Annotated in this window: 29 protein-coding genes; 24 read left to right on the forward strand and 5 right to left on the reverse strand. The window is 60.1% G+C overall.

Features of this window, described 5'->3' with window-relative positions:
* The first annotated feature begins 93 nt into the window (after nucleotides 1–93).
* The 13 genes from ACFPB1_RS07650 (at nucleotide 94) to ACFPB1_RS07710 (ending at nucleotide 14,569) form a co-directional block, all read left to right on the forward strand.
* Entirely contained in the window at nucleotides 94–537 is a 444-nt protein-coding gene (locus ACFPB1_RS07650; protein ID WP_379223661.1) for a hypothetical protein, read from the forward strand.
* A 59-nt stretch (nucleotides 538–596) separates the two neighbouring features.
* Entirely contained in the window at nucleotides 597–1,766 is a 1,170-nt protein-coding gene (locus ACFPB1_RS07655) for a transglutaminase domain-containing protein (RefSeq protein ID WP_379223663.1), read from the forward strand.
* Nucleotides 1,767–1,819: 53 nt separating this feature from the next.
* Nucleotides 1,820–3,838 carry a peptidoglycan D,D-transpeptidase FtsI family protein gene (locus ACFPB1_RS07660; RefSeq protein ID WP_379223666.1) on the forward strand — a complete coding sequence of 673 codons (2,019 nt, stop codon included), beginning with the start codon at nucleotides 1,820–1,822 and terminating at the stop codon, nucleotides 3,836–3,838.
* Between the two features lie 495 nt (nucleotides 3,839–4,333).
* On the forward strand, nucleotides 4,334–5,086 hold the full coding sequence (locus ACFPB1_RS07665) for a Cof-type HAD-IIB family hydrolase (RefSeq protein ID WP_379223668.1): 753 nt from the start codon (nucleotides 4,334–4,336) through the stop codon (nucleotides 5,084–5,086).
* Nucleotides 5,087–5,093: 7 nt separating this feature from the next.
* Complete coding sequence (locus ACFPB1_RS07670; RefSeq protein ID WP_379223671.1) at nucleotides 5,094–5,570, forward strand: DUF456 domain-containing protein; 477 nt, start codon at nucleotides 5,094–5,096, stop codon at nucleotides 5,568–5,570.
* A gap of 18 nt (nucleotides 5,571–5,588) precedes the next feature.
* On the forward strand, nucleotides 5,589–6,311 hold the full coding sequence (locus ACFPB1_RS07675; protein ID WP_379223673.1) for a ThuA domain-containing protein: 723 nt from the start codon (nucleotides 5,589–5,591) through the stop codon (nucleotides 6,309–6,311).
* A gap of 43 nt (nucleotides 6,312–6,354) precedes the next feature.
* Nucleotides 6,355–8,004, forward strand: a complete 1,650-nt coding sequence (locus ACFPB1_RS07680) for a putative polysaccharide biosynthesis protein (protein ID WP_379223676.1) — start codon at nucleotides 6,355–6,357, stop codon at nucleotides 8,002–8,004.
* Nucleotides 8,005–8,084: 80 nt separating this feature from the next.
* A complete protein-coding gene (locus ACFPB1_RS07685; RefSeq protein WP_379223678.1) occupies nucleotides 8,085–9,668 on the forward strand; it encodes a copper amine oxidase N-terminal domain-containing protein in 1,584 nt (527 codons plus the stop codon).
* An 83-nt stretch (nucleotides 9,669–9,751) separates the two neighbouring features.
* Nucleotides 9,752–10,096 carry a thioredoxin family protein gene (locus ACFPB1_RS07690; protein ID WP_379223680.1) on the forward strand — a complete coding sequence of 115 codons (345 nt, stop codon included), beginning with the start codon at nucleotides 9,752–9,754 and terminating at the stop codon, nucleotides 10,094–10,096.
* 147 nt (nucleotides 10,097–10,243) lie between these two features.
* Nucleotides 10,244–11,176: a COX15/CtaA family protein gene (locus ACFPB1_RS07695; RefSeq protein WP_379223683.1), complete on the forward strand. Its 933-nt coding sequence runs from the start codon at nucleotides 10,244–10,246 to the stop codon at nucleotides 11,174–11,176.
* Nucleotides 11,173–12,939: a UbiD family decarboxylase gene (locus ACFPB1_RS07700; RefSeq protein WP_379223685.1), complete on the forward strand. Its 1,767-nt coding sequence runs from the start codon at nucleotides 11,173–11,175 to the stop codon at nucleotides 12,937–12,939. The genes ACFPB1_RS07695 and ACFPB1_RS07700 overlap by 4 nt, the downstream gene beginning before the upstream one ends.
* Before the next feature lie 109 nt (nucleotides 12,940–13,048).
* Nucleotides 13,049–13,753, forward strand: coding sequence for a Cthe_2314 family HEPN domain-containing protein (locus ACFPB1_RS07705; protein ID WP_379223927.1), 705 nt, complete (start codon nucleotides 13,049–13,051; stop codon nucleotides 13,751–13,753).
* 30 nt (nucleotides 13,754–13,783) lie between these two features.
* Nucleotides 13,784–14,569 (forward strand): SDR family oxidoreductase, encoded by a 786-nt coding sequence (locus tag ACFPB1_RS07710; protein WP_379223929.1) that lies wholly within the window; start codon nucleotides 13,784–13,786, stop codon nucleotides 14,567–14,569.
* Nucleotides 14,570–14,650: 81 nt separating this feature from the next.
* Here ACFPB1_RS07710 and ACFPB1_RS07715 read toward each other — a convergent pair whose 3' ends face one another.
* Entirely contained in the window at nucleotides 14,651–14,896 is a 246-nt protein-coding gene (locus tag ACFPB1_RS07715) for a NifU family protein (protein ID WP_048744982.1), read from the reverse strand.
* Between the two features lie 89 nt (nucleotides 14,897–14,985).
* Here ACFPB1_RS07715 and ACFPB1_RS07720 point away from each other — a divergent pair, with 89 nt between their 5' ends.
* On the forward strand, nucleotides 14,986–15,255 hold the full coding sequence (locus ACFPB1_RS07720; RefSeq protein WP_379223931.1) for a YuzB family protein: 270 nt from the start codon (nucleotides 14,986–14,988) through the stop codon (nucleotides 15,253–15,255).
* A 40-nt stretch (nucleotides 15,256–15,295) separates the two neighbouring features.
* Here the strand turns inward: ACFPB1_RS07720 and ACFPB1_RS07725 are convergent, their stop codons facing one another.
* Nucleotides 15,296–16,363 carry an NAD(P)/FAD-dependent oxidoreductase gene (locus ACFPB1_RS07725; protein ID WP_379223688.1) on the reverse strand — a complete coding sequence of 356 codons (1,068 nt, stop codon included), beginning with the start codon at nucleotides 16,361–16,363 and terminating at the stop codon, nucleotides 15,296–15,298.
* A gap of 119 nt (nucleotides 16,364–16,482) precedes the next feature.
* A complete protein-coding gene (mqnE, locus tag ACFPB1_RS07730) occupies nucleotides 16,483–17,586 on the reverse strand; it encodes an aminofutalosine synthase MqnE (RefSeq protein WP_379223691.1) in 1,104 nt (367 codons plus the stop codon).
* Between the two features lie 297 nt (nucleotides 17,587–17,883).
* Here mqnE and trhA point away from each other — a divergent pair, with 297 nt between their 5' ends.
* The 8 genes from trhA to sda all read left to right on the forward strand — a co-directional run bounded on the left by trhA (nucleotide 17,884) and on the right by sda (nucleotide 22,510).
* Nucleotides 17,884–18,528, forward strand: a complete 645-nt coding sequence (gene trhA, locus ACFPB1_RS07735; protein WP_379223693.1) for a PAQR family membrane homeostasis protein TrhA — start codon at nucleotides 17,884–17,886, stop codon at nucleotides 18,526–18,528.
* Between the two features lie 141 nt (nucleotides 18,529–18,669).
* Nucleotides 18,670–19,029 (forward strand): iron-sulfur cluster insertion protein ErpA, encoded by a 360-nt coding sequence (gene erpA, locus ACFPB1_RS07740; protein ID WP_379223695.1) that lies wholly within the window; start codon nucleotides 18,670–18,672, stop codon nucleotides 19,027–19,029.
* 448 nt (nucleotides 19,030–19,477) lie between these two features.
* Nucleotides 19,478–20,140 carry a hypothetical protein gene (locus ACFPB1_RS07745; RefSeq protein WP_379223697.1) on the forward strand — a complete coding sequence of 221 codons (663 nt, stop codon included), beginning with the start codon at nucleotides 19,478–19,480 and terminating at the stop codon, nucleotides 20,138–20,140.
* Complete coding sequence (locus ACFPB1_RS07750) at nucleotides 20,130–20,657, forward strand: accessory gene regulator B family protein (RefSeq protein ID WP_379223699.1); 528 nt, start codon at nucleotides 20,130–20,132, stop codon at nucleotides 20,655–20,657. The genes ACFPB1_RS07745 and ACFPB1_RS07750 overlap by 11 nt, the downstream gene beginning before the upstream one ends.
* Entirely contained in the window at nucleotides 20,654–20,782 is a 129-nt protein-coding gene (locus tag ACFPB1_RS07755; protein WP_379223701.1) for a cyclic lactone autoinducer peptide, read from the forward strand. Before ACFPB1_RS07750 ends, ACFPB1_RS07755 begins: the two co-directional genes overlap by 4 nt.
* Nucleotides 20,783–20,784: 2 nt before the next feature.
* Nucleotides 20,785–21,183 carry a LytTR family transcriptional regulator DNA-binding domain-containing protein gene (locus ACFPB1_RS07760; RefSeq protein ID WP_379223704.1) on the forward strand — a complete coding sequence of 133 codons (399 nt, stop codon included), beginning with the start codon at nucleotides 20,785–20,787 and terminating at the stop codon, nucleotides 21,181–21,183.
* Nucleotides 21,184–21,444: 261 nt separating this feature from the next.
* Nucleotides 21,445–22,122 carry a YheC/YheD family protein gene (locus ACFPB1_RS07765; protein WP_379223706.1) on the forward strand — a complete coding sequence of 226 codons (678 nt, stop codon included), beginning with the start codon at nucleotides 21,445–21,447 and terminating at the stop codon, nucleotides 22,120–22,122.
* Nucleotides 22,123–22,366: 244 nt separating this feature from the next.
* Nucleotides 22,367–22,510, forward strand: coding sequence for a sporulation histidine kinase inhibitor Sda (gene sda / locus ACFPB1_RS07770; protein ID WP_090640736.1), 144 nt, complete (start codon nucleotides 22,367–22,369; stop codon nucleotides 22,508–22,510).
* Between the two features lie 21 nt (nucleotides 22,511–22,531).
* Here sda and ACFPB1_RS07775 read toward each other — a convergent pair whose 3' ends face one another.
* Complete coding sequence (locus ACFPB1_RS07775) at nucleotides 22,532–22,783, reverse strand: hypothetical protein (RefSeq protein WP_379223709.1); 252 nt, start codon at nucleotides 22,781–22,783, stop codon at nucleotides 22,532–22,534.
* A gap of 99 nt (nucleotides 22,784–22,882) precedes the next feature.
* Complete coding sequence (locus tag ACFPB1_RS07780) at nucleotides 22,883–23,878, reverse strand: NAD(P)/FAD-dependent oxidoreductase (protein ID WP_379223711.1); 996 nt, start codon at nucleotides 23,876–23,878, stop codon at nucleotides 22,883–22,885.
* Nucleotides 23,879–24,224: 346 nt separating this feature from the next.
* On the opposite strand from ACFPB1_RS07780, the gene ACFPB1_RS07785 reads away from it, so the two are divergent.
* Nucleotides 24,225–25,418: an NAD(P)/FAD-dependent oxidoreductase gene (locus ACFPB1_RS07785; RefSeq protein WP_379223713.1), complete on the forward strand. Its 1,194-nt coding sequence runs from the start codon at nucleotides 24,225–24,227 to the stop codon at nucleotides 25,416–25,418.
* On the forward strand, nucleotides 25,418–25,672 hold the full coding sequence (locus tag ACFPB1_RS07790; RefSeq protein ID WP_379223715.1) for a hypothetical protein: 255 nt from the start codon (nucleotides 25,418–25,420) through the stop codon (nucleotides 25,670–25,672). Before ACFPB1_RS07785 ends, ACFPB1_RS07790 begins: the two co-directional genes overlap by 1 nt.
* The last annotated feature ends 2 nt before the right edge of the window (nucleotides 25,673–25,674 follow it).

Raw genomic sequence — 25,674 nt, forward strand, 5'->3', positions numbered from 1 at the left:
CAGGGCTTCGGGCTGGTTTACGCTCCCAAGGTCGTCGGGTATAATGGTTGGTAGAATGATCTACGGGCTGTAAATTGGAGGCGTGCGCGCAAAATGAGCTTTGATTTTAACTATGACACGGATACATGGGTGCAGTTCTTCAAAGACAACTGGCTGATGCTCGTCATCGCGCTCGTCGTGCTGTTCCTCGTCCTCCGGATCGTGAAGACGGTCGTGAAGTGGCTCATCGTCGTCGCGATACTCGCGGGCGTCGTCATCTACAGCGGCTACTCGCTGGAGGACGTCAAGTCCATCGGTACCAAGGTGGCGGACGGCGTGAAGCAGGAAGCGATCTCGGCCATGGCGGGCGAGGCGAAGGACGCGACCTTCACGGATAACGGGGACGGCACGTTCACGGTGAAGACGAAGAATCTGGAGCTGAGCGGCAAACCGGGCGGCGACGAAGTGGAAGTGTCGTTCCGGGGGACATCGCTCGGCAAGTGGAAAATCGACGCGACGATCCGGACGCTGATCGACCAGGCGAAGCAAAACGTCTGATTCGCCGGCTGGACGGGCCGCGGGCATGCGTTAATTCTTAGGGGGAAGGGGGCTTCATCATGCATTCATGGGTTCAAACCCTGCTCAAACCGGAACCGGTTGCGCTCATGGTGGTGCTCATCCTGCTTGTTTCCCTGATATCGGGCATGCGAAGAGGTGCATCGGGTTCCGCGAAGCACCTTTTCTTTTTTGTCTGGCAGGCGATAGCGGTCATCGCGTCGCTCGTGCTGGCCGGCCGCGGCGCCGTCTATTTGTCCCCGCTCGCCCGGGATTGGCTGGCGGCGCGGGACATTGCCGTGCCGAAGGAGAACCTGGGCGCGCTGAAGCAATTCTGGTACACGGCCGTCACCAGCCTGCGCGACTTCGAGCTGCTGCGCTTCGGCGTCCTGTTCCTGCTCTTGTATATCGTGATGCGGCTGGTCGTTCAAGCGCTGGAGCCGGTGCTGTTCGGCCTGCTGGACGCCGTCCTGCCGAGGCGGGACGGCGCCGGGCGCGGGCGCGGCGGGGCGCCGTTCTTCGCCGGGACGGCGAGCCGGACGACGGGCGCGCTGATCGGCGCCCTGCTCGGCGGCGGCCGCGCGTTCCTCGTCATGGCCTGCCTGTTCGTCTATGTGTCCGTGCTGCCGAACGCGTTCGGCACGGACATCATCCGCGCTTCCGCGCTGTATAATAAAACGGCGTCGGAGCTGCTCGACCCCGTCGCCGGCGACGTGCTGAAGCGCGGACCGGTCATCACGCAGGCGGTGGAAGCCGAATTCCGCCGGGTGCTGGAGCGCAAGTACGAGGTGATCGACGCGGCGATTCCGCCGGATATCGGTGCGGCGGCCGCGGCGGCGGCCAAGGGCGGCAAGACCGACGAGCAGAAGGCGCGCGCGCTGTACGACTGGGTCGGGACGCGGATCGCGTACGACTGGGACAAGGCGGACAATTACGTACAGCGCGGCGTATGGAAGGAACAATCGCCGGAGGATACGTTCCGAACGCGCAAGGGCGTCTGCATCGACGTCGCGCGGCTGTACGCGGTCATGGCTCGCACCGTCGGGCTAGACGTGCGCGTCGTGACCGGCGTCGGCATGACGGGCGACGGCAGCTACGGCCCGCACGCGTGGAACGAAGTGAAGCTGGCCGACAGCGGCGGTGCCTGGATCCCGCTCGACGCGACCTGGGCGTCGTCCGGCGACTGGTTCGACCCGCCCGGCTTCGACAAGACGCATATCCGCGAGACGTAAGCCAGGCGCAAGCCAAATCATGAAAGCACGGGGAAGGAAAGGGGTCAAAGCACGTGGAAGACGATCCGCAAAAGCGGGAGATCGCGAGGCGCCGGCATTTTGCGTTCCGGCTGAACTTATTCTTTTTTGCCACGTTTTTTTTGTTCAGCGTCCTGATCGTCCGGCTGGCGATTCTGCAGTTCGTCGAAGGCCCGTCGCTCCGCGAGGAAGAGGAGAAGCGGGGCTCCACGAAAGTGCTGATCCCGCCGATCCGGGGCAATATCTACGATTCGGGCGGCAAGGCGATCGCGTATTCGACCTCGACGCAGTCGCTGTACTACAGTATCGAGCCGGGCGAGAAAAAGGAAGACTCCATCGCCACCGCCCGGCAGCTCTATTACGTGTTCCAGCAGCACGGCGATCCGAAGGCCGCGGTGTCGCTTGAGCAGATCGTCAAGAACATGGACCTGGAGTACAAGAAGAACACGGTGTCCGTGCCGCGGCGCATCAAGAGCGGCCTGACGTCCGACGAGATCGCCTACTTCCTCGAGAACCGCGACCGGTTCCGGGGCATCGACATCGTCGAGGAAAGCATCCGCCACTACGACACGACCCATACGGCCGTCCAGCTCGTCGGCTACTTGAAGAAGTTCGGCGGCGGCGCCGAGAACGGACTGTACAAGGACAAGGCGAGGACCGACGATCCGCGGCTGAAATATTTGCAGCAGGAGGACGTCGGCTACGACGGCATCGAGTACATGTACCAGGACGTGCTGCGCGGCAAGAACGGGCTGAAGGTGTACCCCGTTAACGCGGCGAGCCGCATCATCGGGCCGCCGGTCGTGACGAAGCCGGACAAAGGCGACAATATTTATTTGACCATTAACCGGCAGGTGCAGGAGGCGACGGAGCAGGCGATCATGGATCAGCTCCATTATCTCCGGACGACGCCGACCGATAAGCGCGCGCCGAACGCCAAGACCGGGTACGCCGTCGCGATGGAAGTGAAGACCGGCAAAGTGATCGCCATGGCGAGCATGCCGGATTACGACCCGAACATCTGGGAAGGCGGCAGCATCAGCACCGACGATTACAACGCGATCAAGTACGTGCTGCAGAACGGGACCATCAGCCCGGTCATCGGACCGTACGACGATCCGAAGGAGCAGCGCAAGCATCCGTCGTCCATCGTGTTCCTGGGATCGACCCAGAAGCCGCTGTCCGTGCTCATCGGGCTGAACGAGAAGCTGTTCACGACGACCAGCACGTATACGGATACGGGCTCGTTCTATTACGGGAGGGAAGGTTCGACGCGCCGCCGGATCGGCAACGCGAAGGGGCATGCGTACGGCACGCTGGATCCGTCTTCCGCGATCTCGCATTCGTCCAATCCGTTCATGGCCAAGATGGTCGGCGACGCGCTGTACCGGAAGGACCCGAAGAACGGCGTGGAGATCTGGGACAGGTACGTCAAGCAGTTTGGCCTCGGCGTGGAGACGGGGAGCGGGCTGCTGAACGAAAGCAAAGGCGTCATCGGCTACTTCCACGAGAAGGAGGCGGCGAGCTCGCAATCCGCGCTCATCCTCGCGTCGTTCGGCCAGATGGGCCGGTATACGACGCTCCAGCTCGCCCAATACGCGGCGACGCTGGCGAGCCACGGCAAGCGGATGAAGCCGCAGTTCGTGAAGGAGATCCGCGACACGGACGGCAACGTCGTGCAGGGCTACATGCCGGAAGTGCTGAACGAGATTCATTTCCCGGAGGCTTACTGGCGGGAAATCGAAGCCGGCATGCTGAAGGTCAGCGTCAAGGAGTTCAACGAAGCGCCGTACAAGGTGCTGCGCAAAACGGGGACGTCCCAGCAGCAGGTCAGCAGCAAGACGGTCGAGAATTCGGTCTTCATCGCGTCCGCGCCCGCCGACGATCCCGTCATCGCCGTCGCCGTCGTCATTCCGGAAGGCGGATTCGGCGCGGACGGCGCCGCGCCGGTCGCGCGCAAAATTTTGGACGCGTACCACGATTACATCGGCTTCAATGGCGTGCCGCAGAAGCAGAACGGCGCGGCAGGCGGCGCTGCCGGCGGCAAGCCGTGACCGGAATCGCGTGATAGGGCGAGCAGCGAAGACCACGGGCGTGCCCACCCGGAACCGAGCAAGCCGTGTCGCAACGAAGGAGCGCCCCGCGGGCGGAAGACGCCGCCGCGGGGCGTTTTTTTGCCGCCGCAGGGTTGTCCCGTTGTTGCACAACGGAAACAATGTTGCATATGATAAACCATAAGCGCTTCGCCGAAGGAGGGAATGCCCATGATAGGACAGATGCGCAAGCACGCTTCGATCCGCCGCTTCCTGTACGTAGTCCTGTTTCTGGCCGGGGCGCTTCTGGGCGCATGAGGAGGACGGGGAGCGGGGCTTGCAGGCAGCGGCCGAATTGGAGGCTCGCGCCGCGCGATTCCCGCCGCTGCATAACGAACCGCGACGGGCCGCGACTTGCGGCCCTTTTTGTCCGTCCGCGGTTTGGATTCTACCCATTCTGTGCTAAAATTGCTTCTAGTGGGCTGCCGCAGGCGCAGCTTGGCGAGGAGGCCAGCAATGGGAGCAATCAAATTCGTCGCACTCGACATGGACGGAACGCTGCTGAACGACCGGCAGGAGATCAGCAAAGAAAACGCGAAGTGGATTCGGAAAGCGCTGGATGCCGGCGTCGTCGTCAGCTTCGCAACGGGACGGGGCTATCAGGGCGCGCTGCCGTACGCGGAACAGCTGGATCTGCAAACCCCGATGATCACCGTCAACGGAAGCGAAATATGGACGCGCCCCGGCGTGCTGCATCAACGGACACTGATGGCGCTGCCCGTGCTGAAGCGGCTGCACGAGCTCGCGCTCCGGCACGAGGACGTCTGGTACTGGGCGTACTCGACGATGGGCGTGTTCAACAAGGAGAACTGGAGCGAGCTCGGCGGGGACTACGCGTCCCAGCACTGGCTCAAGTTCGGGTATTACTCGGAAGACGCGCCGGCGCTGAAGGCGATTTTGGACGAGACGTCCGCGTGGGGCGGCCTCGAGATCACGAATTCGTCGCCGTCCAACCTGGAGCTTAATCCGCAGGGCGTCACCAAGGCGGCGGCCATTCGCGAAGTATGCGGGCTGCTCGGCATCGGCATGTCCCAGGTGGCCGCCATGGGCGACAGCCTGAACGATATCGCGATGATCCGCGAAGCGGGCCTCGGGGTCGCGATGGGCAACGCGCAGGACGAAGTGAAGGCGGCGGCGGACGTCGTGAACGTCACGAATGAAGAGGACGCCGTTGCGCGGCTGTTGCAAGACTACGTGCTGAAAGGGTGAGCCCGGCATGGAAATCGCAGGCTGGATTCTAGTCATCGCCTTATTCGTCGTCGGCATGGCCGGCGCTGTCTTTCCGATCCTTCCGGGGGCGCTGGCGATTTACGCCGCGTTCTTCGTCTACGGGTTTTTTATCTCGTTCTCGCCGTTCGGCTTCTGGTTCTGGACGATCCAGACGCTGATCGTCATCGTCCTGTTCGTCGCCGACTACGCGGTCAGCGCCTGGGGCGTGAAGAAGTACGGCGGCTCGCGCGCTTCCGTGATCGGCAGCACGATCGGCGTCCTGGTCGGCCCGTTCGTCATCCCGGCGTTCGGGCTCATCCTGGGTCCGCTGATCGGCGCCGTGGCCGGCGAACTGTTCACGGGCGCGGGCTTCGAGAAGTCGCTCAAGGCGGGACTGGGGGCGGTCGTCGGCTTGTTCACGAGCACGGTCGTCAAGTTCATCCTGCAGGGCGCCATGATTGTGGCATTTTTCATTTGGATCTAATACGAGGAGGCAGTCGAGATGATCAAGGTTACCGTTTGGAACGAATATTTGCACGAGCATATCCATGACGCGGTGAAGGCCGTTTATCCGAACGGCATTCACGAGGCGCTGAAGGCGGGCATCGGCACGGACGGCTTCGAGGTCGCGACGGCGACGCTGGATCAGCCGGAGCACGGGCTGACGGAAGAGAAGCTCGCGAATACCGACGTACTCGTCTGGTGGGGCCACATGGGCCACGACAAAGTCGACGACGCGATCGTCGCGCGCGTGCACGCGCGCGTCATGGAAGGCATGGGGCTCGTCGTGCTGCACTCCGGGCATTTCTCCAAGATTTTCAAGAAGCTGATGGGGACGGGCTGCGACTTGAAATGGCGCGAAGCGAACGAGAAGGAGCGCATCTGGACGGTCAACCCGGCGCATCCGATCGCGGCGGGGCTGCCGGAGCAGTTCGTGCTGGACCACGAGGAAATGTACGGCGAGCACTTCGACATTCCAGCGCCGGACGAGCTGGTGTTCGTGAGCTGGTTCGAGGGCGGCGAGGTGTTCCGCAGCGGCTGCACCTGGTTCCGCGGCCAAGGCAAAGTGTTCTACTTCCGTCCGGGGCATGAGACGTTCCCGACCTATTACAATCCGAACGTGCTGCAGGTCATCCGCAACGGCATCCGCTGGGCGGCTCCTTCGGGCGCGGCCAAGCCGGTACGCGGCAACCACCAGCCGCTTGAAGCCATCAAATCGAAATAAGCGCCGGGCAACAGCTTCGGAATTAGGAGACGAATAGCGGCTCATGGTTAAAAAGGACTCTTTGATCAAAGGCACTCTCATTCTCGCGGCGGCGGCGCTGGTGGCCCGGTTTCTCGGGATTTTCCAGCGCATTCCGCTCGATTATATGACGGACAGCCATGGCGGCGGGTATTTTACCGTCGCCAATAACATTTATCTCATGCTGCTCATCGTCGCGACCGGCGGCATTCCGAGCGCGATCAGCAAGATGGTGTCGGAGCGGTACGCGCTCGGCCGGCCGGACGAAGCGCAGCGCATCTATAAGGCGGCGCTGCTGTTCGGCGCCGTGACGGGCGTGCTCATCACGGTGCTGCTGCTCGTCTTCGCGCCGTTCTACGCGACGCATATCGCCGAGAAGCCGGGCGCGGACCTCGCGGTGCGCGCCATCGCTCCGGCGCTGCTGTTCTTCCCCGTCATCGCGATGATGCGGGGTTACTTCCAGGGCCGTCAGTTCATGGCGGCCGGGGGCATCTCCCAGATCGTCGAGCAGATCTTGCGGGTCATCACGGCCGTCGGCCTGGCGTACCTCGCGCTCGCGATGGATTGGGGCCAAAGCTGGATCGCCGCGGCGGCGACGTTCGGCAGCGTGTTCGGCAGCGTTGGCGCGTTTCTCGTCATGCTGTCGTACGCCCGCAAGCTGAAGCGCCAGGACGCGAAGGACGCGGCGGGCGCAGGCGCTTCCCCGCAGCGGACGGGCCGTTCCGTCCTGCCCTTCGGCGCCATTTACCGGGAGCTCTTCAAAATTTCGGTGCCGATCGTCATTACGTCGATGACGGTGCAGTTTATTTATTTCTTCGACACGTCGTTCTTCATTAAGCTGACGCACGGCTATTACGCCGCCGCCGACGCGGACCAGATGCTCGACTGGCTGGGCGTGAAGGCGCAGGCGCTTGCCGGCATTCCGCCGATTCTCGCGATCGCCCTCAGCCAATCGATGATTCCGATCATCTCGTCGGCGTACAAGGTGAAGAACATGCAGGAAGTGGAGCGCCAGGCGTCGCTCGTCATGCGGATCGTCGTCTTCACCGGCGTGCCGGTGTCGCTGATCATGACGGTGGCCGCGTTGTCCATCACTGGCCTGCTCTTCTCCAATACCGGCGGCAGCGGCGCCGTCGCGGCGCTGACCGCGGGCACGATCTTCCAGATCACGATGATGACGAGCAACACCGTCCTGACGAGCATGAACAAGCCGCGGCTGCCGATGCGCCACGCGCTGATCGGGATCGTCGTCAAGGTCGTGACGAGCCTGATCCTGGCGCCGCTGCTCGGCGTGTACGGCATTATTTTGTCGTCCACGATCTGCTTCATGGCGATCGCGTGGCTCAATTTCCGGCAGATTCGCAAGGAAATCCGGCTGAACATCCTCGGCACGCGCTGGGCGGGCTACGCGCTGACGATCGCGGTCGCGTCCAGCGCGGGCTGGCTCGTCGATTACGCGTGCAGAACGTATATCGGCGGCATTCCGGTGAAGATCACGTACGCGTGCTCCTGCATCGCCGCGGGCGTCGTCTCGCTCGGCCTGTACGTCGCGCTGCTCATTCTGCTCAAGGTCGTCACGCACGAGGACGTGCAGCAGTTTCCGGGCGCGCTGCGCCGGCTGCTGAACCCGCTCATGCGGATCGCGGGGCGCCGCGGACCGGAATCTAGCAGATAACGCTTAACCTTCCAAATATCCCCTGTTCATGGTAGAATAGGCCGTAGCCTTTTTACCTATGAAAGGGGATTTATTCGTTTATGAAATCATGGATTCTGCGCAAGAAAGCGCTGGGCGTGCTGCTGCTTTCGCTGGTCGTGCTCGTCGTGGCGGGCTGCCAGGCCGTGGGCGGCGTCGACTTCAACGCGATGTTGAAGCAGGCGATGAAAGTGACGGCCTACGAGGGCAGCGAATCGGTAGAGTTCAAGCTGCTGCCGAAGGAAGGCGCGGCCGATGTGTTCGAAGGCGAAGCAGGCGAGCTGCTGAAGCTGGTCTCCAACGTCAAGCTGACGCTGACCGACGTCAAGACGAGCGAGAAGGACGGCATGTCCGCCGCGGGCAATCTCGCGCTCGGCGAGAAGAACATCGGGTTCAGCCTGAAAATGAACAACGAGGCTGCCGAGCTCGACCTGGAGGGTGCCAAGCAGCCGATCCTCCTGCCGCTAGCGGAGGGCGGATTGGCCATCCCCGGCGCTGGGATCGGGACGGATGCCGGCGCGGCGTCCGTGACGGAAGCCGGCAAGGCGATCATTGACGCCGTCAGCGGCTACGCGATCGACAATCTGCCGAACCCGTCGCATCTGAAGGTGACGCCGGGCCAGGAGACGGTCAACGGAGAGTCCGTGACCGGGATGAGCGTGCATGCCGAGCTGACCGGCAAGGAGCTGTGGAACTGGCTGAAGTCGTACTTGGACGCGCTGATCGCCGACAAGGAAGGCCTGAAGGCATTGCTGAAGGGCGTGCTCGAGGCGGTGCGCAGCCAGGAAGGCGCCATCGCGGCGTCCCCGGCCGAAGAGCTGTTCGGCACGCTGCCGGAGGAGGATAACCTCGACGAGGCGGCCGACCAGATCTACGAAGCGCTGACGCAGCTGAAGGCCGAGCTGGCGAAGGCCGAGACGGAAGAGGCCGACGCGCTGAACAGCGTGTTCAACGACGGCACGTACGTGAAGGGCGATCTGTTCATCGACGGCAAACTCGACATTCGCAAAGCCGTGCTCGAAGCCGGCGTCAAATTGACGGACTCGGCCGCCGCCGAGGATGAAGAAGAAGCTATGGGACTGAGCGCCATGATGCCGTTCGAGGGCATCCAGCTGAAGATAACGTCGGACCGGTGGAACGTGAACGGCGACGTGAAGCCGCTTCAGCCGTCGGCCGGCAAGCCAGCCTTGAGCGCCAACGCGCTGATGTCGATGCAGGGCTACGAAGTGCTCCGCCAGTTCGAGCCGAACTCCGTCGTCTACGACCTGCTGCGCAATCAGGCGCATATCAGTCAGCAGATGGTCATCATGAGCGCGGACTACGACCGCAGCGCGCCGATCATTACGCCGGGCGGCATTACAATCGTGCCGCTGCGCTACACGGCCCAGTCGTTCGGCGCGACGCTGGCGAAGTCGGGCAGCTCGCTGATCGTGAAGGACGGCGCGACGAACGCGACGATCAGCTTGAAAAACGGCAGCGGCAATGCCATTATTAACGGTAAGACGGTCAAGTGGAGCTTCCCGACGACCGTCGTGAACGGCGTGACCTACGTGCCGGCGCGCGATTTCGCGAAAGCGCTCGGCGCCCAGATCCGCTGGGAGAACATGTTCGGAACCAAAGTGCTGATCATGGACCGCGAGCCTTAAGCCGCGAACCAAGGTCCGCGCGCATCAACCCGTTTCCCACGGCATCGCGATCGAAGGCACGCCACGAAAGGAGAGGGATATCGATGGAACGAATCACGACGGAAGAAGCCTTCCGCGAAGCGATACAAGCGGACGGCGTGACGGTCGCCGTTTTCAAGGCAACCTGGTGCAAGGACTGCCATTTTATCGAGCCGTTCATGCCGGACGTGGAGGCCGCGTACGGCGGCCGGATCCGCTTCCTGGAGATCGACCGCGACGAGATGGCCGATCTGTGCAGCGAGCTGAACATCCTGGGCATTCCGAGCTTCATCGCCTTCCGCAACGGCGCCGAGCTCGTCCGTTTCGTCAGCAAGCTCCGCAAGGACCGGGCCGAGATCGAGCAGTTCCTCGACCGCGCTCTGCAAGTATCCGAAGCGCTGGCGAAATAATCGCCGAATGCGCGAAAAAGCCCGCCGCGGCGGCCGTTTACGGCCGTCCGACGGGCTTTTTTTCGCGGCGCAGGCGTTCACAGTTTGAACATGGTATTTGTCGAATAGGTTCGTTATAATGGGAGTTGATTCTGAGGAAGCCAGGTGATGAAGTTGAATGACACCCGCTATCGCGCGCTTGCCATCTTGACGTGCATCGGCATGTTTCTCGTGCTGATCGCCGGCGCGTTGGTCACGAATACGGACTCGGGTCGCGGATGCGGCACGGATTGGCCGCTTTGCAACGGCAAATTCGTGCCGGCCTATACCGTCGAGTCGTTGATCGAATATTCCCACCGCGTCATCAGCGGCGGCGTCGGCCTGCTCGTGCTGGCGACGTTCATCGCGACGCTCATGCTGTACCGCAACGATAAGGAGCCGATCTATTATTCGGCCGGCGCGGGCCTCTTCACGGTGCTGCAGGCGCTGCTCGGCGCGGCCGCCGTCGTCTGGCCGACGACGCCCGCGGTGCTGGCGCTCCATTTCGGCATTTCGATTCTCGCGTTCATGTTTACGCTGCTGCTCGTCATCTGGTCGTATCGCAAGAAGCACGGGACGCTGACGGACAAGCCGTCCAGAGCGCTTCCCCAAGCGGTCTTTTGGTTGTCATTGCTGATTCTTGCCTATACGTACTTCGTCATCTATCTGGGCGCGTACATCCGCCATACGGAATCGTCCGGCGGCTGCGTCGGCTGGCCGCTGTGCAACGGCGAGCTCGTGCCGAATTTGGACGGCGCGACGCTTTACGTATTCATGCACCGCGTCGCCGCCGCGATCTTGCTGATCGTCATCGGCGCTTTAATGGTTTACGTGAACCGCGTCTGCGCCGATCCGGGCATGCGCCGGTCGATGACGGTGACGTTCGTGCTCGTCTGCTGCCAGGTGCTGAGCGGCGCGCTGCTGACGATGACGCTGCGCGACGAGGACTGGTTCGTCTTCACGAGCATTTTGCACAATATGATCGTATCCGGGTTGTTCGGCATCCTGAGCGATTTCATGATCCGGGCCTGGAAATGGCGCGAAGGGCGGTTGCAGGCATGAGTTTCACCGATTTGCGAGGCTTGATCGACACGCTGCGGCGCGAAGGCGATCTCGCCGTTATCGATGCACAGGTCGATCCGTACTTGGAGCTGGCGGAGATTCACCGCCGGGTCATCGACGAAGGCGGACCAGCGCTGCTCTTCACTAACGTCAAGGGGAGCCCGTTCCCCGTCGTGACGAATTTGTTCGGCACCGTGCGCCGCGTGGACCTCGCCTTCGGACCGCGGCCGGAGGCGTTCATGAAGCAGGCGATCGGCGCGATGGACCGGCTGCTGCCGCCGTCGCCGAAGGCGCTCTGGGGCGAGCGCAATTTGATCTGGGATGCCCTGAAGGTGGGCATCAAGGAAGTGCCGGCGAACGCGGCCCCGATTCTGGGCGCTGTGCGGAGAGAGCGGCCCCTGGAGGGCTTGCCCGCGCTGACGAGCTGGCAGCTGGACGGCGGCCCTTTCGTCACGCTGCCGCTCGTCTACACGGAGCATCCCGAGCACCGCAGCCAGCATAACCTCGGCATGTACCGGATGCAGATCTTCGATCATTCGACGACGGGCATGCACTGGCAAATTCATAAAGGCGGCGGCTTCCACTACCACGAAGCGGAGAAGCGCAATGAGGCGCTGCCGGTATCCGTCTTCCTCGGCGGGCCGCCGGCCCTGATCGCCTCGGCCATCGCGCCGGTGCCGGAGCATCTGCCGGAGCTGCTGCTCGCGTCGCTGATCATCGGCGGCAAGCTGCAGGTCGTGCAGGATCCGTACGGCCGGCACCGGATCCCGGCCCATGCGGAATTCGTGCTGAGCGGGAAGGTCGAGCCGCATGTACGGCGTCCGGAAGGCCCATTCGGCGACCATTACGGCTATTACTCGTGGACGCATGATTTTCCGGTGTTCGACGTCAGCCACATGTGGCACCGGAAGGACGCGATCTATCCGGCGACGATCGTCGGCAAGCCGCGCCAGGAGGATTACTACCTGGGCGACTTCCTGCAGCGCCTGCTGTCGCCGGCGTTCCCGCTCGCGATGCCCGGCGTCAAGGAGCTGTGGACGTACGCGGAGACGGGCTTCCACGCGCTCGCCGCCGCCGTCGTGCGCGAGAGTTATTCGCGGGAAGCGCTCGGCACCGCATTCCGGATCTTGGGCGAAGGCCAGCTGACGCTGACGAAATATTTAATGATTACCGACCGTCCGGTCGACCTCGGCGATTTCCCGCAGCTGATGGAAACCGTGCTCGAGCGCTTCCGGCCGGATACCGATTTGTTCGTCTTCGACAAGACGTCCCACGATACGCTGGATTACACCGGCGGTAAACTGAATCACGGCAGCAAGGCCGTCATGCTCGGCGTCGGCGAGCCGGTGCGCGAGCTGCCGGCCGTCTACGACGAAGGGCCGATCGACGAAATCGCGGACGCCCGGCCGTACTGCCGCGGCTGTCTCGTCGTATCAGGCGCATCATACGAGCAGGAGCCGGAGCTGGCGGTCCGGCTGCTCCGGCGGCTGCGCGAGCGCGGCACGGCTTGGCCGCTCGTCATTCTGGCCGACGACGCGTCGATCGCCGAGGCGCAGACGCCGTTCCTGTGGACAGTGTTCACGCGGTTTAATCCCGCCGACGACATCTACGCGGAGACCCAGCTGAACCGGCATCACGTCGGTTATGGCCTGCCGCTCGTCATCGACGCGCGCATGAAGCCAGGGTATCCCGACGAGCTCGTGCCGCGCGAGGACGTCGTGAAGCTGGTCGACGACAGATGGCATTCGTATTTTAACCGCTAAGCGCGTATACTGATAGAGAAGCCGCCCACGCTTGGACGCGCCGCCGCGCCGCATGATCGTGCCGTCGGCGGCGACAGATCCTTTTGGCCGAGGATGGAGGAACTTGACGATGCTCCGCATCTTGTTTGGCGAACCCCCGCGCAAGGACGAGGGCAAGCTGCTCGAGGCGTTTCAAGCGATGGAGCGGTTCGCCGCCCTGCTGCACGAGCGCATCGAGCGAGGCTTGGACCCCGACCATCAGCTGCGCAAATACGAAATTTACACGCTCGGGCTGATCTCGTCGTTGGACGAGCTGGAGCAGAGCGTCTACGCGGCGTCCAAGTACGCGGCATTGGTGACCTCTCCGACGCTCGAGGGCATGACGGATGAAGAGCAGGTCAACTACAACCGCTATGTCTACTTCGATAAGAACGCGTTCATCCGCCTCTTCTCGCTGCTCGACAAGCTCGGTACGCTGATGAACGATTACCTTCATTTGGAGACCGAGCGGGTCAAGCCGCATTTTTCGTATTTCACGGTGCTCCGCCGGATGCGGGAACGGCTGTCGGGCACCGAATTGACGGCCAAGCTGCTCGAGCTGAAGGAGAGCGGCATGGAGTCGATGAATCGGCTGCGCAAACGGCGCAACATGGAGATCCATTACATGAATTCCGAAATGAAGGACGATCTGCAGCAGAACCATGAAGCGTACTTCGAGCAGCACCGTCTCGAAAATCTAGCGCAGCAGACGCAGGACCTCGCGCGGATGCTGGACCTGGTGCTGGATACACTTAAGCTGACCTTTCATCATGCCTACAGCCAGATCAAGCATTGAATTGAACTGACCTGGGAGGGTGCTATGGAGCTGAGAGGAAGAACGGCCCTGATTACCGGGAGCGCCAAAGGCTTGGGCAAAATGACGGCGCTTACGCTGGCCGCGATGGGCTGCGATATCGTGCTCAATTACGTGAACAGCGAACGGGAGGCGAACGAGCTGGCCGCGGAGATTCAGCGGCTGCACGCGGTCAGGGCGACCGCCGTTCGCGCGGACGTCGCCGTGCAGCGCGAGGTCGACGCGTTGGCCGCGCAGGCGCTCGCATGGTCACAGACCGGCACCGTGGATATTCTGATTAACAACGCGGGTCCGTTCATCCGCGAACGCCGGCTCTTCGCCGATTACGACGCCGCGTCCATCACTGGCCTCGTCAATGGCAATCTGCTCGGCGTGATGCTGCTCGACCATCACGTGCTGCCGGGGATGCGCGGCAGGCAGTGGGGGCGCATCATTCATTTGGGCTTCGGCCATGCGGGGGAAGGCCGCGCCTGGCCGCACCGGGCGGTGTACGCCGCGGCGAAGACCGGCCTCGTCTCGTTCACGAAGACGCTCGCCGTCGAAGAAGGGGCGAACGGCATTACGGTGCACATGGTCTGTCCCGGCGATATTCGCGGCCTGAACAAGGAGCGCACGATCGCCGAGGTAGCGGGCGAGCGGGACGAGGAGTCGCCCCGCGGCCGTCCGGGCAGCGGCGAGGACATCGCGCGCGTCATCGCGTTCCTGTGCTTGCCGCAGTCGGACTACATGACCGGCAATATCGTCGACGTGACGGGCGGATTCGACCCCATCAAGACGTCCATCAAATCCAACGCCTGACGGCTGCCGTCAGGCGCACAGCAAAAAGCGTCTTGCCGCCGGCAAGACGCTTTCAGGTTTAGTAGGGCAAAAGGGGCAAGCTTAGAATACTTGCATAACCTCTTGGACGCCTTCGACTTCCTCGAGCAGAGCGCGTTCGATGCCCGCTTTCAGCGTGATCGTCGAACTAGGGCAGCTGCCGCAGGCGCCCATCAAGCGAAGCTTGACGATGCCGTCCTCGACGTCAACGAGTTCGACGTCGCCGCCGTCGCGCTGCAGGAACGGGCGAAGCTTGTCGAGCACGTCGAGTACTTCGTCATACATGGTGCTTTGTGCGTTTTCGCTCATTGCAATCCACTCCTTTCTCCCCTATTATAGTACAAAGCGACGCAATTGAAAATGGATATCAGTATCTAAAGGCCAGGTGATTCATCATGTTGAAACCCATCATCGAATTTTGCGCAAGCAATATGCACCACGGCACGGATAAGCTGATGAAGAAGCTTGAAGCCAATCCGGACTACGAGGTCATCGAATATGGCTGCCTCGGCAACTGCGGCGAGTGTTATCTCGCGCCGTTCGGCATGGTCAACGGCACGATCGTGTCCGCGGACACCGTCGAGGAGCTCGAAACGAAAATGATGGATGAGATCGAAGAACAGCAAGCCGTGCAAGAAGCGCTGGATCGGATCATCGACGATCTGTAAGACCGCCGCGCGAACCGCTTCTTACACGCATTCCTATAGGCTAACCGAAGTGATGCTTGGACATCCACAAGACGCCGCTCTTGACGAGCCGCGGCACGCGTCCGAGCATCGTCGCGCGGCCCATGAGGCCGAAGCCGTCCTTCTTCCCGAGGGAGCCGAGCGTGCCCTTCAGCTTGATCTTGCCGAGCTTCGGCATCTTGCCGGTCCAGAGCGCCTGCATGACTTCGGCGACTTGCTTGCCTTGGCCTTCGGCGGCCTGGGCGCTCGGCGAGAACGGCAGGGAGGCGCAGTCGCCGACGATGAACACGTCGTTGTAATCCGGCAGCTGGTGATATTCGTTGATGATGAGCCGGCCCTGATTGTCCTTCGGCAGGTTCATGCGCTGCACGAGCGCCACCGGCTGAATGCCAGCCGTCCATACCGTCACGTCGGAGAGAATCGGGCTCGTGCTGTTGGCGTCGTGCAGGACGCCGTCTTCGAGCTTGTGCAGGGACACATTGCCCCGCATTTCCACTTCGTGCTCGATAAACCACGAGGATACATATTCCTGCAGCTTGCCCGGGAACGCGGAGAGAATGCTCGGGCCGCGGTCGATGATGCGGATGTTGAGGTCCGGACGACTTTCGCGCAGCTCCGCCGCGACTTCCACGCCGCTCAGGCCCCCGCCGACGATGGAGACTTGGCCGTAAGGCTTCACGTCGTTCAGCGCCATGTAGGTTTTCCGGGACGACGACATCGTTTGGATACTGTTGGAGTACAACTCCGCGCCTTCGATGCCGTGGTACTTGTCCGTACAGCCGAGCGCGACGACGAGCCAATCGTAGGACAGCGGCTCTTGGCCGGCCATGACGATGTGCTTCTCATCGAGGTTGATGTCCGTCACTTCGCCATAGGTCACGATCAGCCGCGGATCCGATGGGAACGCCACCCGGAGATCGACTTCCGGCGACGTGCCGGCGACGAGCGCGTAATATTCTGTCTTTAAGCCTTGGAACGGCATGCGGTCGATCAGGACGACGACTGTATCGTCGGGCAGCTCGCCTTCGAGCAGCGCGTGCGCCACCGTCAGACCGCCGTAGCCGCCGCCGAGAATTACGAATCTTTTCATAATAAATCCCAACTTTCTATGGATGCGTAGTACTGCCGATTCGGATTTGTCATGTAGTATGCACACGACAGACCTTCGCAATGAGAGGTCCTCGTCGCGAAGGTCATGGGAATGACTGCTTATTCGTACACTTTGACTTCGTTGTAGAACGTGTCGCGTTCCACGGGAATGCGGCCCGCGCCTTTGATGAGCCAGATCAGGTCTTCGCGGGTGATGCCTTCCGGCGTCAGCGCGCCCGCCGCATGGCTGATCCGTTCCTTGACCATCGTGCCGTGGACGTCGGAGGCGCCCATCGTCAGCGCGACCTGGGTCAGCTGCGTGCCGATGTTGATGAAGTACGCCTTGATATGCTGGAAGTTATCGAGCATCAGCCGGCTGATCGCGATCGCCTTCAAGTCGTCGAACGCGGAATTGCGGCGACGAATGCTCGCCTTCGGGCTGATCGGCTGCATAGACAGCGGAATGAAGACTTGGAATCCGTTCGTCTCGTCCTGCAGCTCGCGAAGCTGAAGCATGTGGTGGATGCGGTCTTCCTTCTTCTCGACGGAGCCGTAAAGCATCGTCGTATGTGTGCGGAGGCCGAGTTGATGCGCAATCCGGTGCACCTCGAGGTACTGGGAGACGTCGGCTTTGTCGACGCGCATTTTTTTGCGATACTCGTCGGACAGAATTTCCGCGCCGCCGCCGGTCAAGCTTTGCAGTCCGGCCGCTATCAGCTCCTGCAGCACTTCCTTGTAGGTGAGTCCGCTGATCCGGGAGAAGAAATCGATTTCCGCGGCCGTGTAGGCTTTCAGCGCGACCTCCGGAAACCGCTCGTTCAGCGCCTTCAGGGAATCTACGTAATATTGGAACGGAACATGGGGATTATGGCCGCCGACGATGTGGAACTCCCGGACGTCCGGGTGAATATGCTGTTCCACGTAGGCGATCATCTCGGGTCCGCTCAGCGTATAGGCGCCTTCGTCGCCCTGATCCTTGCGGAAATTGCAGAACGCGCAGTGCGCTTCGCACACGTTGGTGAAATACAAGCTCATATTCTCAATAAAATACACCTTGCGGCCGTTCTTCTTGAGGTTGACCTCGTTGGCCAGCTGGCCGATCGTGAGCAGGTCGTCGGAGCGGTACAGGAACTCCCCGTCTTCCTGGTTCAGCCGTTCGCCGGAACGAACCTTTTCCACGATGGCCTGCATCTGTTTGTCTGCTGTCGGTATTGCCACATTCATGACGGCTTCCTCCTAAGTCCGCCGGGCACGCGTTTCGTTGCAGGTCCGGTGAATGATGTAAAGAACTGAAGCGACTTTGTGAAAAAAATTACTTATTCTTTCCCCAAAAAACCATTGAAACGACTTTCCTTATTATAAACCTCATCCCAACGGGCGGCAACCATTAACTCGTGGCAGCCCGGCAAGGAGCTGGAAGTCCCGTTCTTGCCGAAGCCGGCAGCTTTTGAACCGGCTGTCGAATTCACGTACAATGAAGACGGGGAGAATACAAGCTTGCATCGCGGAAAGAGGGAAGAAATGGCAAACACATATACCTATACCCGCAAAGAAGAAGCGGTAAACGCGATCACCCACGGCGTCGGCGCGGTGCTCAGCCTTGCGGCGCTCGTGCTGCTGATCGTCTTCGCTGCGCTGAAGGGCAGCGCGGAGCACGTCGTCAGCTTTACGGTCTACGGGTCCATGATGCTGCTGCTCTACGTGGCGTCCACGCTCGTGCACAGTTTTCCGGAGGGCAGGGCCAAGCAGGCGTTCGAAATCATGGACCATGCCTGCATCTACCTGTTCATCGCCGGCACGTACACGCCGATCGTGCTGCACGTCGTCCAAGGCGCCGCCGGCTGGACGCTGTTCGGCATCGTCTGGGGACTCGCGCTCTGCGGCGTCGTGTTCAAATTGTTTTACGCGTCCAAGTTTCTGTTCACGTCGACGTTGGTATACATTCTCATGGGATGGATGATCGTCTTCGTCTGGGACTCGCTGCGGACGAATTTGGCGCCAGAGGGTTTGCATCTGCTCGTAGCGGGCGGGCTGCTCTATACGGTCGGCACGGTGTTCTATGTGTGGCGCAGCTTCAAGCATCATCATGCGGTCTGGCATCTGTTCGTGCTCGGCGGGTCGGTGCTGCATTTCTTCGCGATCATGCTCTACGTCCTGCCGCGATAACGGAAGGAAGCGGCCGGGTTATCCGGCGGAAGCGCCCGATACCGTGCCGTACGCGTATTGAGTCCCGGACGGAAGTGCAGTATACTGATTACTATAGAATCGTAAGTAGGATTGCGCGGATTGACCCTAGGAGGGATAGCGATGATCAAGATCAGCGACACGGCCAACGAGAAAATCAAAGAAATGCTGGAAGCCGAAGCTTCGCCGGAGCTCTTCCTGCGCGTCGGCGTGAAAGAGGGCGGCTGCAGCGGGTTTTCCTATAATATGGGCTTCGACGACGAGCAGGCCGATACCGATAAAGCGATGGAGCTGAACGGCTTGAAGGTCGTCGTGGACGAAGGCAGCGCCAAGTACTTGAACGGCCTCGAAATCGACTTCAAGGAATCCGCCATGGGCGGCGGCTTTACCATCCATAATCCGAACGCCACGGCGACCTGCGGCTGCGGTTCTTCGTTCCGCACGGCGACGGAAGCGGGCAACCCTTCGGCCGAACCTTGCTGACCGGATGACCGGACGGCCTCTGCGGGCGGGACGCCCGCGGCAGCCATAAGCGCTTTGAGGCAGGAAGGCTCCCGGTTTCCGGGAGCCTTTTTCGCATGCTTGCGGGCGCTCCGGCCGGTGCCGGTCGAACAAAAAAGTTATTATTTAGTAAATGAAATATCTCTGTTATACTGAAAAAAATGCTAGTGACAAATTACTCATATCAGGATAGAACTTTGTTGCTAGATCGCTTATTATTAAGGTATACGAAGGCGCGGCCGCAAAAAGCAGCAGCAAACGGGGCGGCGCCGCCGGCTTGCGACATATCGCGCTTCATTTGCGCTTCACGGCTGATCGGGCGATGGTACATGCGGACGGTTCGTCCGGCGGCAGCGCCAGGGCGGGGCGAAGCGGAATCGAACCGGCGAACGGAATGTTGTTTAGTAGAAGGCGGAGGACGAAGACTATCATGAATTATGCACTGTTCTTATTGGGCTCTTTAATCGAGTATTGCACAACATTCGTTCTGATGTTCGCTTTATTCCGCTTCCCGCTCCGGGGAATCTTGATCCAGATCGTCATCATCGCCTTCATGATGAGCCATTTCTCCTACATAACGCGGCATTTCACCGAGATCAATAGTTATTCGTCCTATTTGCAATTGGTGCTGCTGATTATCGTCACTTGGGCGGTGTTTCGGGTGCCGCCGTTTTATTCCTTCATTATGAACGGAGCCGGGTTCATCAGCTTGTTCGCGGCACAGGGCATCACGATATTTCTGATCGTCATGACGGGCACCCCGTTCTCCCACATTACCAAGGATCCGGAAATCATCTTCGCCACGCAGCTGCTCTCCGGGATTATCCTGGTTGCCGTCAGCCGGTTCGTCGTCATCAAAAACTGGGGCTTCGACTACGTCCCCGCATCGCACCGGGTCTATATCGAATTCAACCGGACCAATTCGGCCCTGTTTGCCGTAATCGCTTCCAGCATCGTCATCGCGCTCGTCGCGGGCATCGCGCTCAAGGGCGATTTGGAGAAATACATCGTCGTCGCGGGAACGACGTTCCTCTGTTCCATTCCCGTATTCCTTTATTACAGCAGAAGGAAGGATGTCGAGGATGCTCGATAAGCTCGCCGTCGGCCTGCATAACCGGATGGTGGCCGCAGGTGTGGAGAAAGCGCCGTCCGCGGCGGTCATCAAATACGCGTTCGACATCTTGACGAATACATTGTCCGCGGCTATCGCCGCGCTGCTCATCGGCGCCTTCACCGGCGAATTCCGAAGCACGTGCTTCGCGCTGCTCGTGCTGGCCGTCATCCGCTACATGTCGGGCGGCTATCACTTGAAGTCGAGCCTGCTGTGCGCCTCCGTCTCCACGCTGACGCTCGTCGCGATCCCGCATATTCCGGTCGCGGACGCGTGGATGCCTTATCTCACGGGCTTTGCGGTCGTTATGATGCTGATTTTCGCTCCCGCGAACTACGACACCTACGCTACGCTGCCTGCTCGCTACTATCCGCTGCTCAAAGTCCTTTCGGCGTTATTCGTCGCTTCGAACTTTCTCGTTCATTCTGACATCATGACGGTTGTATTCGTCCTGCAGTCGATGCTTCTCTTATTCAAGGAAGGAGGTGAAGCAGAATGAAGAAGAACGTATACCGTTTGCTCGGGGTCGCTATCGCCGGCATCGCCACGATGTTCGTCACGACGGGCTCTTATGTTATTTTCCACAAGCCAAGAATCCCGGCTGAGCTCAGAAAGCAGGTGTAAGCATGCTGATTCCGCTGGTCAAACGCTATAACAAGAAGGATTTCGATATCGTTTACGTCCACCGCAACGACGTGCTGCTGATGCACAGCAATTACGGACAGATCAACTACCAGCACAAGGACGGAACGATTTTAAATCCGCTTTCCACGTTTGAGGAGCATGAACGCTTTTTGACGCAGGACAAGTTTGCCAGAGTCGACCGCTGCTACGTCGTCAACATGGACCGCGTCGAATTCTTCGACGAGGAACGGCAGCGGGTATTCTTCGATCCGGAACCGGTCGGCAAGACCGCGCCTAGCGCTCCGGTATCATTCTCCCGCATGGATACGGTTAAGGACGTTCGCCGAGGAATCGCGAACGGAAACCCCGTTCAATCCGGGAGTGCTCATTTCTCGCGATAAGTAAAAGTACAGGCTTTCCTGCCGAAGGAAAGCTTTTTTGTTTTTCCCGCCGATTTGGAGCCGCAGACCGCGCGTGAAGGAACGCAAAAATTGCCCGGGCAATATCGGACAATTCCCCATACGCGACATACGCGGGCGAATCTAGCATGCGCGATCTATCAGCCTACCAAATCAGGCGAGTTGACCATATCAATCATCCAAGAGACAGAAAGGGAGGAGGCATAAGCTATCGTATAGGAAACCAGGAAGGGGAGGACTTTGATGTCGGATGTACAACAAGGGAGGCAGCTGGCAAGCAAATGGGCCAAGACGGAGGCACTGCTTTCGCATGCGCAAATCGCGCCCCATATTCCGCCGACCCGGATGTTCACGAGGGATAACTTGAACAGCATGCTGAGCCAGCACGGCATGGTCGTCATCAAGCCGGTGAAAGGCGCGGGCGGGCACGGGGTCATTAAAGTCACCCGCGATGGAGGCAGCTACAAGTATACCTACTATTCGAAGACGAACCGGTTTCAAAGCTTCGACGGACTCTATCGGTCGTTGAACTCGAGACGGGGAAACCGCCGGTACTTGATCCAGAAGGGGATTCGTTTGGCGACCATCGGCGGACGGCCGATCGATTACCGGGTGAAGTACGTGAAGCAGCCGGGCGGTCATTGGGCCATCACGGCGATCGTCGGCCGATTGGCGAAGCCGGGACTGTTCGTGACGAACATTTGCCGCGGCGGCACGCTGCTCAGCGGGTCCGAGGGCATTCGCCGTTCGTTCTCCCAATCCGCCGTCGTCTCGAAGAAGCGTGAAATGCGAATGCTGACGCAGCTGTCGACCTCCGTGCTCGAAGGCCGTTTTCCCGGCATCGGGCAGTTGGGCTTCGATTTCGGCATCGACCAGTCCGGCAAGATTTGGATCTTTGAAGTCAACACCCGGCCTCAATAATATCGTAATATAATCGGTTGATAGGTTGATAGACGACCATTAAACTTTTTTATCAAATAGGGGAAGTCAAACCCTGTGTATAAACGTATCCACAAATCCCCACCGATATTTCCTGTTTTTTCGACGATTATTCACAGCGTATTCACATGCTGTCCACATGGGGATGTGGATAATCGGAACGCTTGTTCTAGGGCTCTGGGACATGCTAAGATGAACTGGAAGTAAGAGGAAGGGGGGCTGTGATATGGAACAGCTGTCTGATGAATTGCTGCTCGATGCTTATATCGCCGCAAACAAGTACAACCTGGAGCCTGAGTTTATCGAAATGCTGAAGGCTGAACTGCTGCGCAGGCAGATCAGTCCGGACGCTTATCGCAATTCGGCTTAATCCGGATCCGGCCCTTCCCGTTTAACTCCACTGCCGCACCGCGGCTTCGAACGCTGCACCGCATTGGCGACAATACGCGACATGGCTGCAGCTTTGAACCGCCCGCATCGGTTCCTCAACCGTCATTTCCGTCACCGGATCGGCATCATCCGGCTGGTAAGGCGAATACGGCCCCATGAAATCGGCCGTACGGCCCCAATCGTCGACCGCCGACGCGCACGCCGGACAACGAACGGCAAGCTGCTCCAACCCATTGCAGACCGGACATAACATAATTAAAGGGTACCCTCCTCAGCCCGAGCGGAATCGCTCGCATCATGTTGGCTAACGGTAGGATACCCTTTTTGTTTTCGTCTTGATACGCCGCATCGGTTACAGCTTCATGCTGCTGCTGTGGCCGGGCGACAGCTTGGCCGTCGGATCAACGTAGACCTTGGCGTTATTGATGGCCGTCGGGGCTTCGCCGAACCCGACGGCGATCAGCTTCAGCTTGCCGGGATACGTGGTGATGTCCCCGGCCGCGAAGATGCCCGGGATGCTCGTTTCCATACGCGAATCGACGAGTATGGAGCCGTTGTCGATCTCGAGTCCCCACTCCGCGATCGGTCCGAGCGAGGAGACGAAGCCGAAGTTCACGATGACGGCGTCGACGTCGAGCTGCTCGGTCTCGCCCGTCTTGACGTGCCGGAGCGTCGCGCTTTCGATCCGTTCCGGCCCGTTAAGCGCTGATATCTCGTATGGCGTAAGCACGCGGACGCTGGATTTCTTCAGATTCTCGACGCTATGCTCATGCGCTCTGAATTTGTCGCGCCGGTGGATCAAGGTAACGCTGGCCGCGATCGGCTCCAGCATGAGCGACCAGTCGACCGCCGAGTCGCCGCCGCCGCTGACGAGCACGCGCTGGCCGCGGAACCGGCTTAAGTCGCTGATAAAATAATGCAGGTTCTGCTTCTCGAAGCGAGACGCCTCCTCTAGCTCCAGCCGGCGGGGTTCGAACGCGCCGACGCCGGCCGTAATGATGACGGACTTGGCGTAATGGGTCGTCTTGTCCGTCACGATGGCGAAGTCGCGCTCGTCGCGCTTCACGACCTCCAGCACTTTCTCTTCCAATAATACTTCGGGATTGAACAGCGCCATTTGCTGCTTCAACTGTTCGACCAGCTCGCCCGCGGTAACTTTCGGAAAGCCGGCAACGTCGTAAATATGCTTCTCAGGGTACAAAGCCGCGAGCTGGCCGCCAAGCTGCGGCATGCTTTCGATGATTTTGACGGAAGCCTGGCGCATGCCGCCGTAAAACGCGGCAAACATGCCGGCCGGACCGCCGCCGATGATGGCGATATCGACTTGCGGGGAAGCGGGACTTGACACGGTTGACACCTCCAATAAGACTGAAATCATCACGGAAGAACGGCCTTTCTTTCAGTACATTATATATGGTTTACAAGCCTCTTTGAAAGAAGGAAATTGGATGTTATTCTAAAGTTTTTCGTATATTTTACCCTTGAAGTTTACGGGAAAAGTTTGTATCATGTGTGGTATTAGTAACGGGGTGTCGCAGGGCGACGGGCACGTCTCATACCATAAATGAACATAATGAACCGCACTCTACAGGCAAGAAATGATAAATGATTGTCTGTTTTTGCTTGTTTGTGTAAATTTTCACTTACTTAACCTAGAGAAAGAAAAAGACTTTACGAATGGATGGGATACTGGGATGAGCAACATACCGAAAATTGTGATTCTGGGTGCCGGTTACGGCGGCATCCTGACGGCGCTCCGGCTGCAGAAAGAATTAAATTATAATGAAGCCGACGTCACGCTCGTCAACAAGCACGACTATCATTATTTCACGACTCATCTGCATATGCCGGCCGCAGGTACGGACAAGACGGAAAATGCGCGCGTCAGCATCTCTAAGCTGATCGATGAGTTCAAAATCGATTTCGTGAAATCGACGGTCGTGCAAATCCGGACGCAGGACAAAAAGGTCATCCTCGAGGACGGGACGCTCTCGTACGATTATCTCGTCATCGGCCTCGGAGGCGAGCCGGAGACGTTCGGAATCCCCGGTATGCTCGAATACGCCATGAACATCCGCAGCCTCAATTCGGTCCGGTTGATCCGCGAACATATCGAATACCAATTCGCCCGCTACAAGCGCGAGCCGCACCGCACCGATTACCTGACCTTCGTGGTCGGCGGCGCCGGCTTCACGGGCATCGAATTCGTCGGCGAGCTGGCCGACCGGATCCCGGAGCTGTGCAAGCAGAACGACGTGGACCGTTCGCTCGTCAAAATCCACAACGTCGAAGCGGCGCCGACGGCGCTTCCGGGCTTCGATCCAGAACTGGTGGAATACGCGATGAACGTGCTGACGAACAAAGGCGTCACGTTCCGCATCGGCACCGCCATCAAGGAGTGCACGCCGGACGGCGTCATCGTGGGCGACAACGAAGAGATTCGCGCGGCGACGGTCATCTGGGCGGCGGGTGTCCGCGGCAACCGGCTGATCGAAGAAGCGGGCATCGAGACGATGCGCGGCCGCGTGAAGGTCGATGATTTCCTTCGCGTGCCCGGTCACGAAAACATTTACGTCGTCGGGGACAACTCCCTGATGTTCAATCCCGAAGGCCGTCCGTATCCGCCGACGGCGCAAATCGCCATGCAGCAGGGCGTCGTTTGTGCGCATAACCTGGTCGCTTCCATTCGTAATCAGCCACAGAAGAAGTTCGAGTTCAAGAACAAAGGCACGGTCGCGTCCTTGGGCAAAGGCGAGGCGGTCGGCCTGGCGTTCGGCAAGAAATACAAAGGCCGCGTGGCGGCATGGCTGAAGAAGATGATCGACATCCGCTACCTCTATATTATCGGCGGCATTCCGCTCGTGCTCCGCAAAGGGAAGTTCCTGTAATGCGGCACTGCAGCGTGCAGGTGCGCGGGCTGCTGACGCGCGACGAGCTGGACCGGTACAACGCGCTCATGGAGGTCGGATCATTCCTCGAGTCGCAGAGCCGGTACGATCTCGCGTACACGGTGCAGAAGGAAGTCGACCTGCTCATCATGCCGGCGATCGAGCGGCTGAAGGAGAAGAGCCGCGAGCGCGACCGTCAGACGGAAGCGTATCTGGAAGCGAAGCGGCTGCTTGAAGAGGACGACGAGGATTAGTG

The sequence above is a fragment of the Paenibacillus sp. GCM10023250 genome, from assembly GCF_042653205.1.
GTDB lineage: Bacteria > Bacillota > Bacilli > Paenibacillales > Paenibacillaceae > Paenibacillus_Z.